Consider the following 14490-nt stretch of genomic DNA (forward strand, 5'->3'; position numbering starts at 1 on the left):
TTATCTTCGGTAAATAATAGAAACTTTAAAGCTTCCAGCCGCTTGGAGAATTGCATTTGTTGCTGAAGTCACTTGGCTATGTTTCAAGCTGACTTTACACGGCATTCCTCCAGCGACATCATGTACACCCCAGCGCTGTTGCCATTTACCCTGCCACGAGCGTGTTGACCACACCCGATGCGATGATAAAAGCCGCACTCTTGCTGTGCTTACAGGCAGGCGTGACGGGTCTTTGTCGCTAAGCTTATATGCACTCAAACGCTTGGCGCTAAAGTAGTGGTTGCGCTGGCTATGGGTGCGGCTCAACTGTGTTGCAGCGTTGAGCTGTCCGGGTGCGACACCGTGCTGATGACGCCGACCAAAACTGGCTTTACACAAGACCTGCTCACCATCATAAAATGCCACTCCAGAGACATCCGACAACAGTTGGCCAAATGCGCCCGTGGATAATCGCAGCTCTCGCACATCATAATCATGATAGACTCGCGAGAGCTTGGCTCTGACGGGCGCAGATAACCCAAGCAACTGATGAATATCTTTAAAGGCTTTGTCACCGGGGATTTTTCCGGCGTTGAGTTGATAGCGATAAAAGTGACGACCGGGAGGCGTGAGCTCTAACTCAGCATCTTCAAAATTAAGCCAGTTCAGCGCCATGTCTAGGCTTTTAGGAGTGCCACGTAGGCGCTGCCATACCAAACCTTGCTTGAGGGTTTCTCGTAGGTCTTGGGAGTATGGCAAAATAGCTTCTAAGCCATATTCCCATACGAGCCACATTAACAAATTAATGTGTGGCTCTGCCTTAAACCCAGAAAGAGCTGAAATACCCGGGTCAATGTCGTCGCTCACCGTCACACTTTGCTGTAAACGTTGCTGTAGCTCGGTGTGATTAGGGGGTAATAAGGTCATATTACCCCCGCTTTAGCACAAGCGAGATAGCACTTGGGATCACATATTGGTGTGCGGCCACATCAATTAACTGTGTGGGTGTTAATAGCTCGATATGTCTCACCCCTGTGCCATGAAGCTGAGCATGTAGCCAGCTTGGCGTTAAGTCCCAACCAAGCGTCGTGGCTTGCAGCCATTTGTCTTGTAGCGTGTGCTTTAACTTATCGACAATCAGCTCCGAGGCATGGGTGTTTAGGTATAGCTCTGCGTTCACCTCAACCAACACCGGCTCTGCCAAGTTGACCTCTAAGGTATCGGTTAACATTTTTACTGAGTCATCAAACAAGCGGTTTTTAACTTGCGTTAACACCTGCTCGGCGTCAGCGTCCAACTTTGCTAATACCGTGACAACCACCAACCCATTCCCTGGGCTTTGTACCGATACGTCCTTGATTAACCCCGGTGCTGCTTCGATGGCTTGATGACGATAATGTGCTGCGCTGCCTGCGGTACTTGACGCGATGGTGCTATTACGAATACGCATTCTAAGTGTTTCGTCTTGCTCATTAGGCAACCGCGATACCCCATAAAATGCCCCAAGATGCTCAAGATCTGCCCCTTTGCTGGTGGCCAGTAAATTTGCCGCTGCGGCCTCATTAACACGCTGTCTTAGCAATAACTCACGATAGCTTTCCACTTGCAAACATATTGCCAGCGGCGAGCTTTCTAGTGTTAACGCATCGCTATACTCAGGTGCAAGCTCAATAAAGCGCTGTTTACGCGCTTGAAATAGGCTTTCAAAGTCAAGTGGTTCGAGGATGTTAGGCGCAGGCAAAGTCGTAAGATCAATAGTTTGATTTGCCATAAAAAGCCTTATTCTGAAGAAGTGAGTATGGTGGTTACGCCCGTCGCGCGCGCTGCTATCTCTTGATACACACGCTCAATGTTTTTACCTTGATAGGGAAATTGAATTTCACGGTTTAGTACTTTATTCGCCAATGTGCCAAAACGCGTTTGACCTTGTGATGCCACCGCGCGCATCTCTGCCAATGTGGTTGCTTTACTCAAGCCATCAATCAATGTAATAAGCTCAACCAATAAAAGGTGGCTGGTGTCTGATGTAGTACCAACAATAGAGTCTGCGTCTGCGACTTCTCTGGCAATTTGCCCCCGTTTTACTTGCTTGTCTAAATATGCGAGCGTCGCTAAATGGTCTTGTTGTGAAGGAATTTGCTCTTGCATCATTACACCTTAATTTTTGGATAGTTAATTACACGGTCTACGGCAAATGTTGCATTACCGCCAAACTCAACGATGTTTTGTGGTGGATTTGAAGTATTAGCAGCATGAAAGGTATGGTTAACAAACCTGACAAACAATCGAGAATATGGGTGGTGGTGCTCAAGTTTTAACACCGGAATAGTGCCCGTTGATGAACCATTCCACCAGCCACCAAAGCTGGTTAAATCAAGCGTTGACGCATTTAGTTGCTCATTAATTTGTGCACTTGTTGCCGATGAGTTTGCAAACACAAACTGCAAATAAGTAATGCTCCAGTCACGTTCATATTGTGGTGTTTCACTGTGCCCCGGCGCGTATGAGTACCCATGAGCGAGATGAATTTTAGTAAGTGCACCGACGGTTGGATAAATATGGTAACCACTGCTCGTCGTTGGCACTAACATCCACTCAGAGCGCGATTCATCTTCTGGATCCGGTGTTATTTCTAGTGAAGCCTTTGAATGAGCGATTTGATCGTAATAACTGATGTTTATATCCGAATGGCTATCTGCAAAATTAAGGATCGCCTGATCGGTTTTGGACTCTACGCGAGCAATCGCTTCATTAACATCTTGCTGCGCGTCACTCAGCGCATGGTTAATCTCCCCCATTTTACCCACCACGGTTTGGGTCAGGGCATTATTTGAGTCTATTAGTTTGCCGTTTTCGGCTTGCAGTGCGCCGATGCGCTGCTCTAATGTCATTGGCTGATAGTCGGCCATTTTACACTCCTAGCTGTAGTAATCTGTCGTTAAATTGAATTTGCCTGTGGTTGGCTTGAATATGTGCATTAATTTGCTGGGTTTGTGCCATGAGCATGTCGAGAAATTCTGCTGCATAAAAAAGCCTTAAGTCGCCGGTCGTGTTAATCGTGACTGCCTCTGCTGGCACGGCGCTGAGCAGTAAATCAAACCCTTGAATAATTTGTGCGATAGGGGTTTGATAAAATAGTACGTTTTGGGGGTGAGACCACACTGCGAACAGGGTGCCATCGGCAAGGTAAAATCCAACCTCTCGCACCGCATACTCTTCATCGTCCTGAAAATGACCGGTAAGATGAAATTGACCATCTCCCACAACCTGCCCACCAGCAATCACAACGCGGTTTTTTTCTTGTTGCAACTGAGTTTGGCTGCGTGAAGGTGTATAGCCAGCCGTCCCCACCGCAATGGCACTTATATCAATGGTAAAGCCATTGGCCTTGGCATTAACGGCCGCATTTAATCCCGCCTGCGTGATAAGCGGCGTAAAGTGTTCCATAAATCATTCCTTAAAGATTAGGGTTTGCTTATCTTTCAAGTTTGCTTTTGTTCATCTGAGTAAGCTTGGTTTATTGTTGCTAAACTTTTGCTTAGATCACTTGGCGGCAGGTCGAATGCCGCGACCAAAACACACTCAGGAAAACAAAACTCAAGTAGCAAAGGCCTTAGTAACAATAAAATTGTTGGCGCTGCATTTGGATGGCAAAAGGTGCTGTTTGGATAAAAATACTCGACACGGAGGTAAGATCTGAACTTACCTTACCTGATACTTTGGCCATACTGTGTGAAGCCGCTGTCGTGGCCACCACAAGCGAAGTCATATTCTCAACATTATCAGCATGTTGGGGCATCCAGCTACGTTGTAGGCTTAGCAATTGACTTGCCGAAGTAACGAGCAAGCTGGCACTTTGCTGTACCCCGACGCTCAGGCTGATTTGGCTGCGACATGGTTTGGTCATCACCACCGCTTGCCATAGCTGCGCCTGTAGTTTTGGCGTGAGCAGCGTATTGCCTGCTGGGTCTAAGTTTTGCGCTGCCAATGCGATTATCTGCGCCGAATGCGGCGCAAAGTCACTGGGATTGTCTTGTTGCCACCACTCTTTTAGCTCAACTTTTGCCGCTAACGTGGAAAGCGCGCTTTTGATTGCACTGACTGTCCCTTTGATACGGTGATCTGGCACGCTATTGGCGATGATTTTACGTTTGACCTCAGCAGGCCAAGTATTGTCCCAAAAATCCACACTGAGCGCATCGGCAAGCCAAGGTAAAAAGTGCTCAGGACACCGCCAAGGATCCCATAAACTACCGAGCGGTATTGGGGTTTTGGAGACTTTGCGTAACGCTTTTGCCAGCCCGTCCTCAAGTGGTGTACTCGTATGTGGTAGTAAGGTATTAAATATCTCGTCCTGCAATTTCTACCTCCACTTTCGTACAATAGGCTGCCTGCCAAGGCGCATTGATAATATCTTCGGTTGGCGAGACCAGCTCAACACGTTGCACGCCCGTTTGATGTAATGCGCCATACAGTCCAGACATACGAATATCGTGATTGAGCTTATGATGCGCCTGCAACCACTGCTTCACGCTCCGCTCGACCAACGTTTTGACTTTTTGCTCATCAGGGCCGGGATATAAATACAGTTTGGCATGAAGCGTAAATTCCTTTACCTCAGCTGCGAGTATCCTTGGTCTATCGGTCAATGGCCTAATTTCTTCTTGGAATAAATAGTCTGTTATCGCTGTTATTTCGTCTTGGCTGGGTATGCCATTACCGCTATCTGTGAGCACCGTTATCGCCACATCCCCTGGCGCTGCATCTTGAAGTCGAGCGGCATGGGTACAGTGCAGCAATTTCGTTTGCGCTGGAACGAGCTCTGATAATGGCGGTTCGACTTGCAGCAGCGCAAATTCGGGGGACTCCACAAAAACATCTTTTACTTGAGGCAGTGCTTTAAACGCATGAAAACAATATGCGCCAATTGGCCCTGCGGTGCTAAATCCTTCAAGTGCCAATCGGATCCGCTCACGAAAACGAGCATCACTTTCATCGACTTCGCGAGTGACTAAAAAGCGATTGCCTAGATAATCAAGTTCACTGCTCGTTGCTTTTGCTAACAACACTTGCTGCGCGCCCTCATTAATTTGGTGACGTAAGAGCAGCTCTCGATAAGCAAACACCTCCATCAACTTCGCTAATGGGTCGCTTGGCAAGGGCTCGCCAAGATCAGGGCAAGCCGCCGCTAGTGCTTGCTTGAGTTCATTGTATAAAGTGTCAAATTGGACCGGCGCAAGTAAATCAGATGCCGGTAGTTGGCCAAGATCAACGGCACTAAAATTGATTAAAGACATAAGGAACCTATTTATAGTAAGGCTCTCTAATTGAGCCTTACTATTTGAGACTTTAAAGAGTTGGTAATGTTGACTTGATTGCAGCTCGCTTACTCATCCAAGCTTGCTTAGCTACTGTGGCTTTTTCTGATTCTTCGCCGTATTCAGTAACTGCAGCCATATAGTCAAAGAATAAGAAATCGGTGTTGACGCTGTAATGTTTGCGTCTTAACTCGCTGATTTCTTTAGGACTGTATTCAATTTCACATAAAGCTAAATCAACTTCAGCTTCTTTTGCAAGGTGTGCTGCGTGTGCATCATCAACAATACCACCAGCTATCGCTTTACCTTTTTTTTTTAATTTTAAAATCGCCATGTTTATGCTCCTTCATTTAAAGTTGGACCTACGTGAGTGTATGGATGGCCGACACTATCAGCCCAGATCATATTGTCACCATGATCGCCCGTACCAACATAAGGCAACGCAATGGCCACTTTCATGCTACCAAGCCCTTTGAAGAGTGGCTGATGATACCCACCCCAGCCAGTTCTTCTACTCGATTTATATTGCCAACCTTTACCTACATCTGAGCTTTCAACAGAAATTAAAGCTGAGCGATTTTGGGATGGGTAAAATCGTAATGTACCTGTTTGTTCTAACACATTGACCCAGCAACTTGCTTGCGTTAAAAATTCCCCTTTACTCCAACCAATATATCTTTCACCCCCTTGATTCAACAAAAATAGATTACCTTCAGAGGGGTTATCATCCCGCCCTTTATTCAAAACGACATCCATTAGAAGAACTTTATATTGGCTTCCAGAGTAGCTCTCATGATGGGGATATTTCGCTCCCAAGCCCCGCCTTAACAAATCTTCATTTGGTGTTAGCCCAAATTCTGAAAGTTGACTCAGCGATAGCTTAGTGATTGTTCCCGATCCTTCAGTTCCCCGATAGAAGAAACTTGTCCATGGTTTCGCATGCGCAGTCAGTACATCCACAGCAGTGCCATTTGGCACATCAGCACAAATACTATTAAAGTGCTTAGTATCAGAAAGTGCATTAGGGGCTAAAGGTAAAGCTCGCTGGAAACTGGCAATTTTTGCGTCCACAGCCTGCTCTTTTGCTTGCAAGCGGGCATCTACCTCAGCTCTTTTTGCATCTAATTTTGCCGTAATATCTTGAATTTTATTATCGACGGTTGCAGTGAGGTCATTTGATGCCTCGATGAGGTTGGCAATATCTTGCTCTAGCGCCATATTTTTCTCCATATGGTTAAAGTTGTTTATTAAAACTATTGAGCGTTAGCTCTGTGGTAAATCAGGCACAAAAAAGCCCACCAAAGGGTGGGCTTAGTAGCCTAATGTGGTTGTAAATATTCGTTATTCAGGTTTTGGATAGCGAGCCTTGATTGTGGTTCTTGCCTTTAGCCACGCGGCTTTTGCCTCCTGAGTCGCTTCGCTGTTTTCACCAAACTCCGCTAAAGTGGCTAAATAATCAAAGGCCAGCCCGTCTGACTCGCTTTGATAAGAAAAGCTTCTGGCGTGCATACACTGTGATAGTAGCTGCGCTTGTTTGGCCTCGGCTAAAATAGCGGGAATATCAGCGCTAGCAATGCCCAAATCCGCCAGCGTTTTTTCATCCGCAGGGACATTAATCAGCTCATCATCGCCAATTCTTAACGTTTTTATTTCCATGTTTACTCCTTTAGGCTGTCGGTGGTGTATAGGGGTGGTTTGCGTATGGAATGGTACTTAGTGTTGGCGCTAAACGCTCAGCAAATGGAATTGGCTCTGCGTACCAGCGAACAGAGCTATTGGCAAAACTAGCCTCTGTTAACTCTCTTCGCAAATTATCATTTCCATCATGATAAGATACATCTCCTTTCCAATTCTTGATAAATCGGTATTTAAGTCCACCACCTCTTAAGTACATACCATTGTAGCGATAACACCAGGCACCCACTGAACCGTCATCACGGCCGACATACAGAGGTTTATCAGCATCTACTTTTTCCACTTTTGAATACGCGTAGAAGCTTAAATGACTTACTGTTGGATTATAACGTTCATGAAAACGCTTAATTTGCATAAAGTTAGCATCGCCATGCCAAGCATAAGCATTACCTTCCAGCTCAAGGAGAAGTGCCGCTTGGTGAGGGCTCGCGGTGTTTAAGGGTTTTGTGTCACCATTCCATGAATACTGGCGAGCAACCGTAAGCTTGCCCCCCCCCGCGGCATTATCTGGAAAACGCCACCACACCGGATAAAAGTAATCCTTTGAACCACCGATAAAAATATCTTGTACATAGCGTGTTTCTGGCATCGCTTCTTGGATAAATTCATCTACATCTTGCTCTTTTTTTGCGATACGCGCATCAAACGCTGCCATTTGGCTGTCCAACTGCTGTGCCTTATTGTCAACCACTGCGGTTAACGCATCCGTGGACTGTATCAGGTTTGCAATATCTTGTTCTAATGCCATAAATTGCTCCTATAAAATTCCTTTAGCCATCAGTTCAAACTTTTGTTTAAGATGACGGGTCATATTATTGATTTGTGCAGCGCCGAGCTTGGCAAGCTCTGGGGCGATAAGAATATTAAGATTAACGCCGTTATCGACAATGGTCACCGAGTCCGCAGGAACCCCTGTTAAGACCAAATCGAACGCCAGTAATAAGTCGACTTCCGCCGATTTATACGCAATGGGTCTATCTGGTGAAGAGTACACCGCAAAGAGTACTTCCTCGGGTTGACCATTTGCTTCACTTTCTATGTAAAAGCCAACTTCATTGACCCAAAAGTTGTGATCGGTGTCGTCAATCACACTCATGTGAATTTGGGCATTGCCCTTATCTTCGCCACTGGCCACCATAATACGGTGGACTTCTTGTTGCAGCTGGCTACGCTCTTGATCTGGCGTATAGTTGCCAGTGCCAAGCCCTACTCTGCTGATCTTCGCTTGAAAGCCATTTTTTTGGGCGTTAAATACTGCTTCCAACCCTCTGGTGGTGATCGTCGGCCGTAAAATCGTGCTCACAGCACCTGTCTCCTTTTGTTGAGTGATACCAATTTGCTTCAACATATCGGTACGAGATAACAGCAATGGGTTATACCAATCGGTATTACCGCTGGGTAAACGCTGATGACATCAATTGAAGTGAAGTAGTCGCTATTCCAATAACGGTTGTTGATTGCATTGCTGCGATGATTAGGCGTGGCAGTAGAATCTTGCCACTTGAAAACGTTGATTATTAACATGTAAGCTGGTTGCAAATGCACAGCTCAAGTCAATCTTGGCAGCTGGCAGCTTTTGCTCGTTGGTAAAATAAATACGGCTTACAGCGTGACGGCGGTTATTAAGGTGCAGTGCCAGTTGTGCTCGTGTGTGCATATTTGCATTCACAGGTATGCTTTTCATGTACTGGCTTGTTGCCGCAACGGGTTTGGTGCCTGCCAAGGAAAATGCCGCCGACATTTGCGCTGCTGCCGCTTTGACAGCTTGAGTGTGCGCCGTTTTTCGCGCAACTTGCATGCCACTGGCGATCGCCGCACTTTGCACGCCTAGCCGCATTTTTGCCCCAACTAAAAAGTCAAAGTGTGCACGCTGCGGCTTGGTGCTGTTGGTAACATCTCTTACAGCTTGGTACAGCTCAGGGCTGAGCACCACAGCATCGCTGGTGTAGGGGATTTCATTCGCCCATGCAATAAACATAAACGTATGCGGCTGCTTAGATTGATATGGCGCAATGGCGATATCATCAATCTCTTGAAACCACTCAAAAAACTCTACACTGACGCCAAGTGATGCCAGTGCTCGTTTCACCGCGCCTACCGTTCCTTTGTGTTTATGTACTTTAACTGAGTTGGCGATAAATGCGCGTTTAGTCTGAAGCGACCAATTTTCGTCCCATTCATCCACTGACAGTGACCAAGCAAGCCAAGGCAATAGCGCCTCTGGACAGGTTGCAGGGTGCCATTGCCTGCCAATGTATTCTGGTATGGTTGCCTGCACTTTGAGCTCTTCAGGTACACGCCCTACTGCCTCAGCCATGTTACAAACCAGTGGGGATGTACCTGGCGGTAGTAATTTATGATAATTCGCCATAAGTCTCCTTACTCTGTTGGAAAGTGCAGCTGTATAGTGCGACAAAAAGCCGCCTCTTTCACAGTAGATACAATATCGTCATTCATTGTGTGCAATTTGACTTTTCTGACCCCTCCTTGGTGTAGCGCATCAATGAGACCTGAGCTTGGTACTTCTTTACCTAGTAAATAATGAGACTGAATAAACGCATTAACCGCTTGGTTAATCGCTACTTTGACCTGCTCAGTATTAATTCCTGCGTTAAAGTAAATATCAGCTTCAATCGTGTATTGTGTTGGCTCTACCAAATGGACTCTGACCAAATCAGTAAGCGGTCTAACATCTTCATTATTTAGGTATCGCAATACCTCGGTACGTAGCGCTTCTTTTTCGTGCAGTGTCTCAACACTTGCTACTGGCAAAATATACACCTCGACAATACCGGGTAAACTTGACTCAACATATACGTCTTTCACTTTCGCAGAAGCGGTAAAAGCATGATATTGATAGGCGCCGTTTGTCCCAGCCATTGAGTGGCTTTCTAACGACAATGGGATCCTGAGTCGATAACGTTCGTCAGGCTCATTTTCCTCTCGCGGCACGCCAAATAAGACGCCCAAGTGATCTAGGTCTGACCCTTTAGCATAAGCAACCATAACTGATTGCGCTGCATCATTTACGCGCTGCCTAAGTATCACTTCTCGGTAGGCAAACAGCTCCATCAACTTAATTGCTGGATCTGAAGGCAACCACGGGTAATCAGGGAAGTGCTGCTGTAGCTGCGCCTCTAATTGCTGGTAAACAGTCTCATAGCTCACAGTCTCAAGCACCTCTGGTGCAGATAGGCGCGTCAGATCAATAGCATTATTCATGCTACTCTCCTTGTAAATTAAGTTGGATATAAAAAGCTCTGCCGAAGTAGCTTTGCTGCTAAGATTCTTTGCGGCGCGCGCTTAATAAGGTATCAAGTTTTTTGTCTATGGAATCTAAGCGTTTTTCTATACGCTTTTGATCTTCCTTGCGAATTTGCTTGAGATGATCAAGCGCTTGAGAATTGGTCGTGATCCGTTTATCTAAATCCCCCAGATAAATAATGCTAGACACCAGCAAGACGATGGTGGTTAAAATATGAGCCAGATTCAACTCTTTTTTCATCTGCCATTGTTCTGGGTGATTCACTTACTCACTCCTTTTACTTTTTCAACCGTGCGTAACCCTGCAAGCCCCAGCATGGCAAGTGTTAATTCCAGCATGACATCCAACGGTAAATCGGGTGTGCCCTGCTCCGGTACTAACCACTGCAAGATAGGATTAACAACAAATGAAAATAAAAAGCCAAACCCACATACCCACATCAAAAAAGGTCTAGCACCGGCAACAAAAACACTGCGATGTGAGGCTTGCACTTGGTTGATCTGCGCTTGTACTAGCGCATGCTTTGCTATCAGCCTCGCTTTGAGGTGCTCTTGTTTTAGCACCTCTTCTTCGCTGGTAAATAACTCATCCAAGATATTACCAATGGCCTCGATAGGTGCCACGGTTTTAGCTGAAAACAGACTTGCCAGTAGACTCATGCTTGCCACTCTCCACAAATCATTTGCTGTGCTAATTCTTGTGCTCGTATCGGCACTTGTTTTGCCCAGCGACTGTCTAGCATTTCAAGCGCAGCGGTTTCAAAGTCACCTTTTTCTACTGCTTGCAGCATCCGGCGAAAATTAAGCAAACCGGTCACTCCGAGATTAAACGCCATATTGACTAATACCGCTATCCTTGCTTCATTGCAGTGCTGCGTATTAATTCTGCGTGACACTGCAGCTTTTGCATTTTCAACATCACTGGCAAGCAATGACTCAGCTTCATCTTCATTTATTCCACAATCGTCTAGGTTGCGTCCGTAGCCTATAGTTAGCTTTCCTGCTGTACACAAATAAGGAAACTGCCGAAATCCCTCATGTTTTTTGATTTGCTCCACTGTATTCATTACTGACATACAATCCCCCTCTTTTTCTATTGTGCAGACAAGTTAACCATTAAACTCTGCTCGGCCTTAAGTAACCAAAACTCCATAGAACGCTTACTATCAAAGCCCAGTAGTTTGGCTGCGTTTACGGCGCTACTGTGCATCATATATTTTGCTCGAATGGCTCGCTTACACTCTGGTCTTAGCAACTCTATAGAGGCGCTTAGCTGCGCTATTTCATCTGGGACATGGATCTGCTCTGCACTCATGTTACGACTCGCTACACTTCCTATTGCTTCTGTAGCTGCCTGACGGCTAAACCCCTTACCTAACTCTTTGGCACACCAAAATTTCCCCCAACGTTTAAGCGCGGTACGAACTTGTTTAATTGTCACTTGTTTGTTCATCGTGAATTTTTCCTATCACTTCTAAAATATCGAGTAAGTAAACATCTTCAACTAGGCCAATCACGTCATTCCAGCGAGGGCTATATTCCCTATTTTCCCAGCGTCTTAATGTGCGCTCTTCAATACCGTAGTGAGCCGCTGACTCGGCTTGTGTATAGCCTCTGAGCCTGCGTGCAACACGCAGTATTTCTGCTCCTGTAGGTGCAGGCTTGATTTGACCCACCAGTCTGGATGTGGCTGTGTTTATAAGTGTCATAGTTCTCCTTACCTCAAAAAATAAACACGACTAGTGAAATTTTGTTCTGCTTAGCTGAGTTAATACCAATTTGCTTAATTAAATGGTCTATTTTGAGGCGAGAAAATCTTGTCGATAACTAGGCAAAAATTTTGCTATTTAGTTGTTCTAAATGAAAAATTTTTAACGCTGTTAGCGTCAGATTTACTCCTTCAAATTGAGCAAGTATTAAGTCAAATTGGTATAACCTTTACTGAGAAGCGAAAACAACGTAGTCGTTCATCCTTGCCAACAGGGTTTAATTCCAATAACCCCACAACGCTGTTAACATCTTCATCCGATAACTTTCTTCAGCGTAGTGATATAATAGCGATTTTAAGGTTGCGAAACAGGTCAAAAATGACCTACTAATGAGAAACTTACAAAAACCAACTGGATATATACACAGTGCAATTATTTAACTTATTAAAAGGTAAATAAAAAATTACAACAGTTAACTAAGCTGACGTTCACTGTGGTTTTTTAAGCGTTATGACCTATCAACATTGCAGCCCGTCAAGGCTTTCTCTAAAATACGTCTAAATCAAAAAAGAGATTGGAAACTCATGGCTCAATATATTTATACCATGTCGCGGGTGAGCAAAGTTGTGCCGCCTAAGCGCACTATCCTCAAAGACATTTCTTTATGCTTTTTTCCTGGCGCTAAAATTGGTGTGTTAGGTCTAAATGGTGCGGGTAAATCAACTTTACTACGTATTATGGCAGGGGTTGATACAGAGTTCGAGGGCGAGGCACGTCCGCAGCCAGGTACTAAGATTGGCTACTTACCACAAGAACCTGTATTAGATGAAAGCAAGACCGTTCGCGAAACAATAGAAGAAGCAGTTAGTGAAGTTAAGCGCGCATTGACTCGATTAGATGAAGTGTATGCTGAATATGCGATGGAAGATGCCGATTTTGATGCACTAGCAAAAGAGCAAGGCGAGCTTGAAGCAATTATCCAAGCACATGATGGTCATAACTTAGACAATGCACTAGAACGTGCTGCTGACGCCCTACGTTTACCTGAGTGGGATGCTAAAATTGAGCACCTATCAGGGGGTGAAAGGCGTCGTGTTGCTATCTGCCGCTTGCTACTTGAAAAGCCTGATATGCTACTTCTTGACGAGCCAACTAACCACTTAGATGCGGAGTCTGTCGCGTGGCTTGAGCGCTTCTTGCATGACTATGAAGGCACTGTGGTAGCAATTACCCACGACCGCTACTTCCTAGACAATGTCGCAGGCTGGATTTTAGAGCTTGACCGTGGTCACGGTATTCCATGGGAAGGTAATTACTCTTCATGGCTTGAGCAAAAAGATGCACGTTTGAAGCAAGAAGAAAAATCAGAAAAAGCACGCCAAAAGTCGATTGAAAAAGAACTTGAGTGGGTGCGCTCAAATCCGAAAGGTCGCCAAGCTAAGTCTAAAGCACGTATGGCGCAGTTTACTGAGCTTCAGCAAAACGACTATCAAAAGCGCAACGAAACCAATGAGCTATTCATTCCACCTGGCCCTCGCTTAGGCGACCAAGTGATTGAAGTAAGCAACCTACGCAAGAGTTTTGGAGATAGGTTGTTGATTGATGATTTGAATTTCAACGTACCAAAAGGGGCAATTGTTGGGATCATCGGTGCAAACGGCGCAGGTAAATCAACACTATTTAGAATGTTAAGTGGCCAAGAGCAGCCAGATAGCGGCGACATCACAATTGGTGAAACCGTTGAGATCGCTACCGTTGAGCAGTTCCGTGATGATATGGATGGCAACAATACCGTTTTCCAAGAGATCTCAAACGGCCAAGACATTTTAAAAATTGGCAACTTTGAAGTACCAAGCCGCGCTTATGTTGGCCGCTTTAACTTTAAAGGTAATGACCAGCAGAAATTTGTAAAAGAACTTTCTGGTGGTGAGCGCAATCGTCTTCACCTAGCAAAACTACTAAAAGCTGGTGGCAACGTACTGCTGCTGGATGAGCCAACCAACGACCTAGACGTAGAAACGTTGCGAGCGCTGGAGAATGCGATTTTGGAATTCCCAGGCTGTGTTATGTGTATCTCGCACGATCGTTGGTTTTTAGACCGCATCGCGACGCACATCTTGGATTACCGTGATGAAGGCCAAATCAACTTCTTCGATGGTAACTACACTGAATACGAAGCGTGGCTGAAAAAAACCTACGGCGCTGACGCCGCGGAGCCTAAACGTATCAAGTATAAAAAAATTGGCTAATCAATATTGTAATTAGGCTCCTCATTGCAGGGGCCTTTTTTATAGCACCAAAAAATTTTCAACTTCGGGCTGCATCATGAGCTTTATACCAATTTTCTTAATTAAGTGATCTATTTTGAGGTGAGAAAATCTTGTCGATAACACCGCTTCCCCGTCCTGCTCACGCCGAGGTACCTACGTCCTGTAGGCAAGGCAAAAGTTTTGCTATTTAGTTGTTCTAAATAAGAAATTTTTAACGCTGTTAGCGTCAGATTTACTCCTTCAAATTGAGCAAGT

The 14490-nt window shown here is 45.3% G+C and carries 20 protein-coding genes; 1 reads left to right on the forward strand and 19 read right to left on the reverse strand.

The features are described from left to right. The 19 genes from HUZ36_RS13255 to HUZ36_RS13345 form a co-directional block, all read right to left on the reverse strand. On the reverse strand, positions 1-906 hold the full coding sequence (locus HUZ36_RS13255; protein ID WP_176033106.1) for a phage tail protein: 906 nt from the start codon (positions 904-906) through the stop codon (positions 1-3). 1 nt (position 907) lies between these two features. After that, positions 908-1750: a baseplate assembly protein gene (locus HUZ36_RS13260; protein WP_176033107.1), complete on the reverse strand. Its 843-nt coding sequence runs from the start codon at positions 1748-1750 to the stop codon at positions 908-910. An 8-nt stretch (positions 1751-1758) separates the two neighbouring features. Continuing rightward, positions 1759-2127 (reverse strand): hypothetical protein, encoded by a 369-nt coding sequence (locus tag HUZ36_RS13265; RefSeq protein ID WP_176033108.1) that lies wholly within the window; start codon positions 2125-2127, stop codon positions 1759-1761. A gap of 2 nt (positions 2128-2129) precedes the next feature. Continuing rightward, positions 2130-2888, reverse strand: a complete 759-nt coding sequence (locus HUZ36_RS13270) for a hypothetical protein (protein WP_176033109.1) — start codon at positions 2886-2888, stop codon at positions 2130-2132. Between the two features lies 1 nt (position 2889). Further along, a complete protein-coding gene (locus HUZ36_RS13275) occupies positions 2890-3426 on the reverse strand; it encodes a phage tail-collar fiber domain-containing protein (RefSeq protein WP_176033110.1) in 537 nt (178 codons plus the stop codon). Positions 3427-3592: 166 nt separating this feature from the next. After that, positions 3593-4339 (reverse strand): phage tail protein I, encoded by a 747-nt coding sequence (locus HUZ36_RS13280; RefSeq protein WP_176033111.1) that lies wholly within the window; start codon positions 4337-4339, stop codon positions 3593-3595. Next, positions 4320-5276, reverse strand: a complete 957-nt coding sequence (locus HUZ36_RS13285) for a baseplate assembly protein (protein ID WP_176033112.1) — start codon at positions 5274-5276, stop codon at positions 4320-4322. Before HUZ36_RS13285 ends, HUZ36_RS13280 begins: the two co-directional genes overlap by 20 nt. Positions 5277-5328: 52 nt before the next feature. Beyond that, a complete protein-coding gene (locus HUZ36_RS13290; RefSeq protein ID WP_176033113.1) occupies positions 5329-5631 on the reverse strand; it encodes a hypothetical protein in 303 nt (100 codons plus the stop codon). A gap of 2 nt (positions 5632-5633) precedes the next feature. Next, complete coding sequence (locus HUZ36_RS13295; RefSeq protein ID WP_176033114.1) at positions 5634-6515, reverse strand: hypothetical protein; 882 nt, start codon at positions 6513-6515, stop codon at positions 5634-5636. Positions 6516-6638: 123 nt separating this feature from the next. Beyond that, positions 6639-6953, reverse strand: coding sequence for a hypothetical protein (locus tag HUZ36_RS13300; RefSeq protein ID WP_176033115.1), 315 nt, complete (start codon positions 6951-6953; stop codon positions 6639-6641). A 10-nt stretch (positions 6954-6963) separates the two neighbouring features. Further along, entirely contained in the window at positions 6964-7740 is a 777-nt protein-coding gene (locus tag HUZ36_RS13305) for a phage tail protein (protein ID WP_176033116.1), read from the reverse strand. A gap of 9 nt (positions 7741-7749) precedes the next feature. Next, a complete protein-coding gene (locus tag HUZ36_RS13310; RefSeq protein ID WP_254879555.1) occupies positions 7750-8361 on the reverse strand; it encodes a phage tail-collar fiber domain-containing protein in 612 nt (203 codons plus the stop codon). Positions 8362-8466: 105 nt separating this feature from the next. Further along, entirely contained in the window at positions 8467-9363 is an 897-nt protein-coding gene (locus HUZ36_RS13315; protein WP_176033117.1) for a phage tail protein I, read from the reverse strand. An 8-nt stretch (positions 9364-9371) separates the two neighbouring features. After that, on the reverse strand, positions 9372-10214 hold the full coding sequence (locus tag HUZ36_RS13320) for a baseplate assembly protein (RefSeq protein WP_125253404.1): 843 nt from the start codon (positions 10212-10214) through the stop codon (positions 9372-9374). A gap of 58 nt (positions 10215-10272) precedes the next feature. Continuing rightward, on the reverse strand, positions 10273-10521 hold the full coding sequence (locus HUZ36_RS13325; RefSeq protein WP_125253405.1) for a hypothetical protein: 249 nt from the start codon (positions 10519-10521) through the stop codon (positions 10273-10275). Continuing rightward, a complete protein-coding gene (locus tag HUZ36_RS13330) occupies positions 10518-10916 on the reverse strand; it encodes a 3TM-type holin (protein WP_176033118.1) in 399 nt (132 codons plus the stop codon). The genes HUZ36_RS13325 and HUZ36_RS13330 overlap by 4 nt, the downstream gene beginning before the upstream one ends. Next, positions 10913-11332, reverse strand: a complete 420-nt coding sequence (locus tag HUZ36_RS13335) for a glycoside hydrolase family protein (RefSeq protein ID WP_128732832.1) — start codon at positions 11330-11332, stop codon at positions 10913-10915. Before HUZ36_RS13335 ends, HUZ36_RS13330 begins: the two co-directional genes overlap by 4 nt. Before the next feature lie 17 nt (positions 11333-11349). After that, the gene (locus tag HUZ36_RS13340; RefSeq protein WP_125253408.1) at positions 11350-11709 is read right to left on the reverse strand and encodes a hypothetical protein; all 360 of its coding nucleotides are present in this window, start codon (positions 11707-11709) and stop codon (positions 11350-11352) included. Next, positions 11687-11965: a helix-turn-helix domain-containing protein gene (locus tag HUZ36_RS13345; RefSeq protein WP_125253409.1), complete on the reverse strand. Its 279-nt coding sequence runs from the start codon at positions 11963-11965 to the stop codon at positions 11687-11689. Before HUZ36_RS13345 ends, HUZ36_RS13340 begins: the two co-directional genes overlap by 23 nt. Positions 11966-12549: 584 nt before the next feature. On the opposite strand from HUZ36_RS13345, the gene ettA reads away from it, so the two are divergent. Next, on the forward strand, positions 12550-14214 hold the full coding sequence (ettA, locus tag HUZ36_RS13350; RefSeq protein ID WP_128732854.1) for an energy-dependent translational throttle protein EttA: 1665 nt from the start codon (positions 12550-12552) through the stop codon (positions 14212-14214). Positions 14215-14490 lie beyond the last annotated feature (276 nt).

Source organism: Pseudoalteromonas sp. McH1-7, from assembly GCF_013366255.1.
Lineage (GTDB): Bacteria > Pseudomonadota > Gammaproteobacteria > Enterobacterales > Alteromonadaceae > Pseudoalteromonas > Pseudoalteromonas peptidolytica.

Bases quoted from the DNA above. Each gene is read 5' to 3' on its own strand.
- HUZ36_RS13255 (WP_176033106.1), bottom strand. From the start codon at position 906: ATGACCTTATTACCCCCTAATCACACCGAGCTACAGCAACGTTTACAG.
- HUZ36_RS13260 (WP_176033107.1), bottom strand. From the start codon at position 1,750: ATGGCAAATCAAACTATTGATCTTACGACTTTGCCTGCGCCTAACATC.
- HUZ36_RS13265 (WP_176033108.1), bottom strand. From the start codon at position 2,127: ATGCAAGAGCAAATTCCTTCACAACAAGACCATTTAGCGACGCTCGCA.
- HUZ36_RS13270 (WP_176033109.1), bottom strand. From the start codon at position 2,888: ATGGCCGACTATCAGCCAATGACATTAGAGCAGCGCATCGGCGCACTG.
- HUZ36_RS13275 (WP_176033110.1), bottom strand. From the start codon at position 3,426: ATGGAACACTTTACGCCGCTTATCACGCAGGCGGGATTAAATGCGGCC.
- HUZ36_RS13285 (WP_176033112.1), bottom strand. From the start codon at position 5,276: ATGTCTTTAATCAATTTTAGTGCCGTTGATCTTGGCCAACTACCGGCA.
- HUZ36_RS13290 (WP_176033113.1), bottom strand. From the start codon at position 5,631: ATGGCGATTTTAAAATTAAAAAAAAAAGGTAAAGCGATAGCTGGTGGT.
- HUZ36_RS13295 (WP_176033114.1), bottom strand. From the start codon at position 6,515: ATGGCGCTAGAGCAAGATATTGCCAACCTCATCGAGGCATCAAATGAC.
- HUZ36_RS13300 (WP_176033115.1), bottom strand. From the start codon at position 6,953: ATGGAAATAAAAACGTTAAGAATTGGCGATGATGAGCTGATTAATGTC.
- HUZ36_RS13305 (WP_176033116.1), bottom strand. From the start codon at position 7,740: ATGGCATTAGAACAAGATATTGCAAACCTGATACAGTCCACGGATGCG.
- HUZ36_RS13315 (WP_176033117.1), bottom strand. From the start codon at position 9,363: ATGGCGAATTATCATAAATTACTACCGCCAGGTACATCCCCACTGGTT.
- HUZ36_RS13320 (WP_125253404.1), bottom strand. From the start codon at position 10,214: ATGAATAATGCTATTGATCTGACGCGCCTATCTGCACCAGAGGTGCTT.
- HUZ36_RS13330 (WP_176033118.1), bottom strand. From the start codon at position 10,916: ATGAGTCTACTGGCAAGTCTGTTTTCAGCTAAAACCGTGGCACCTATC.
- HUZ36_RS13335 (WP_128732832.1), bottom strand. From the start codon at position 11,332: ATGTCAGTAATGAATACAGTGGAGCAAATCAAAAAACATGAGGGATTT.
- HUZ36_RS13340 (WP_125253408.1), bottom strand. From the start codon at position 11,709: ATGAACAAACAAGTGACAATTAAACAAGTTCGTACCGCGCTTAAACGT.
- HUZ36_RS13345 (WP_125253409.1), bottom strand. From the start codon at position 11,965: ATGACACTTATAAACACAGCCACATCCAGACTGGTGGGTCAAATCAAG.
- ettA (WP_128732854.1), top strand. From the start codon at position 12,550: ATGGCTCAATATATTTATACCATGTCGCGGGTGAGCAAAGTTGTGCCG.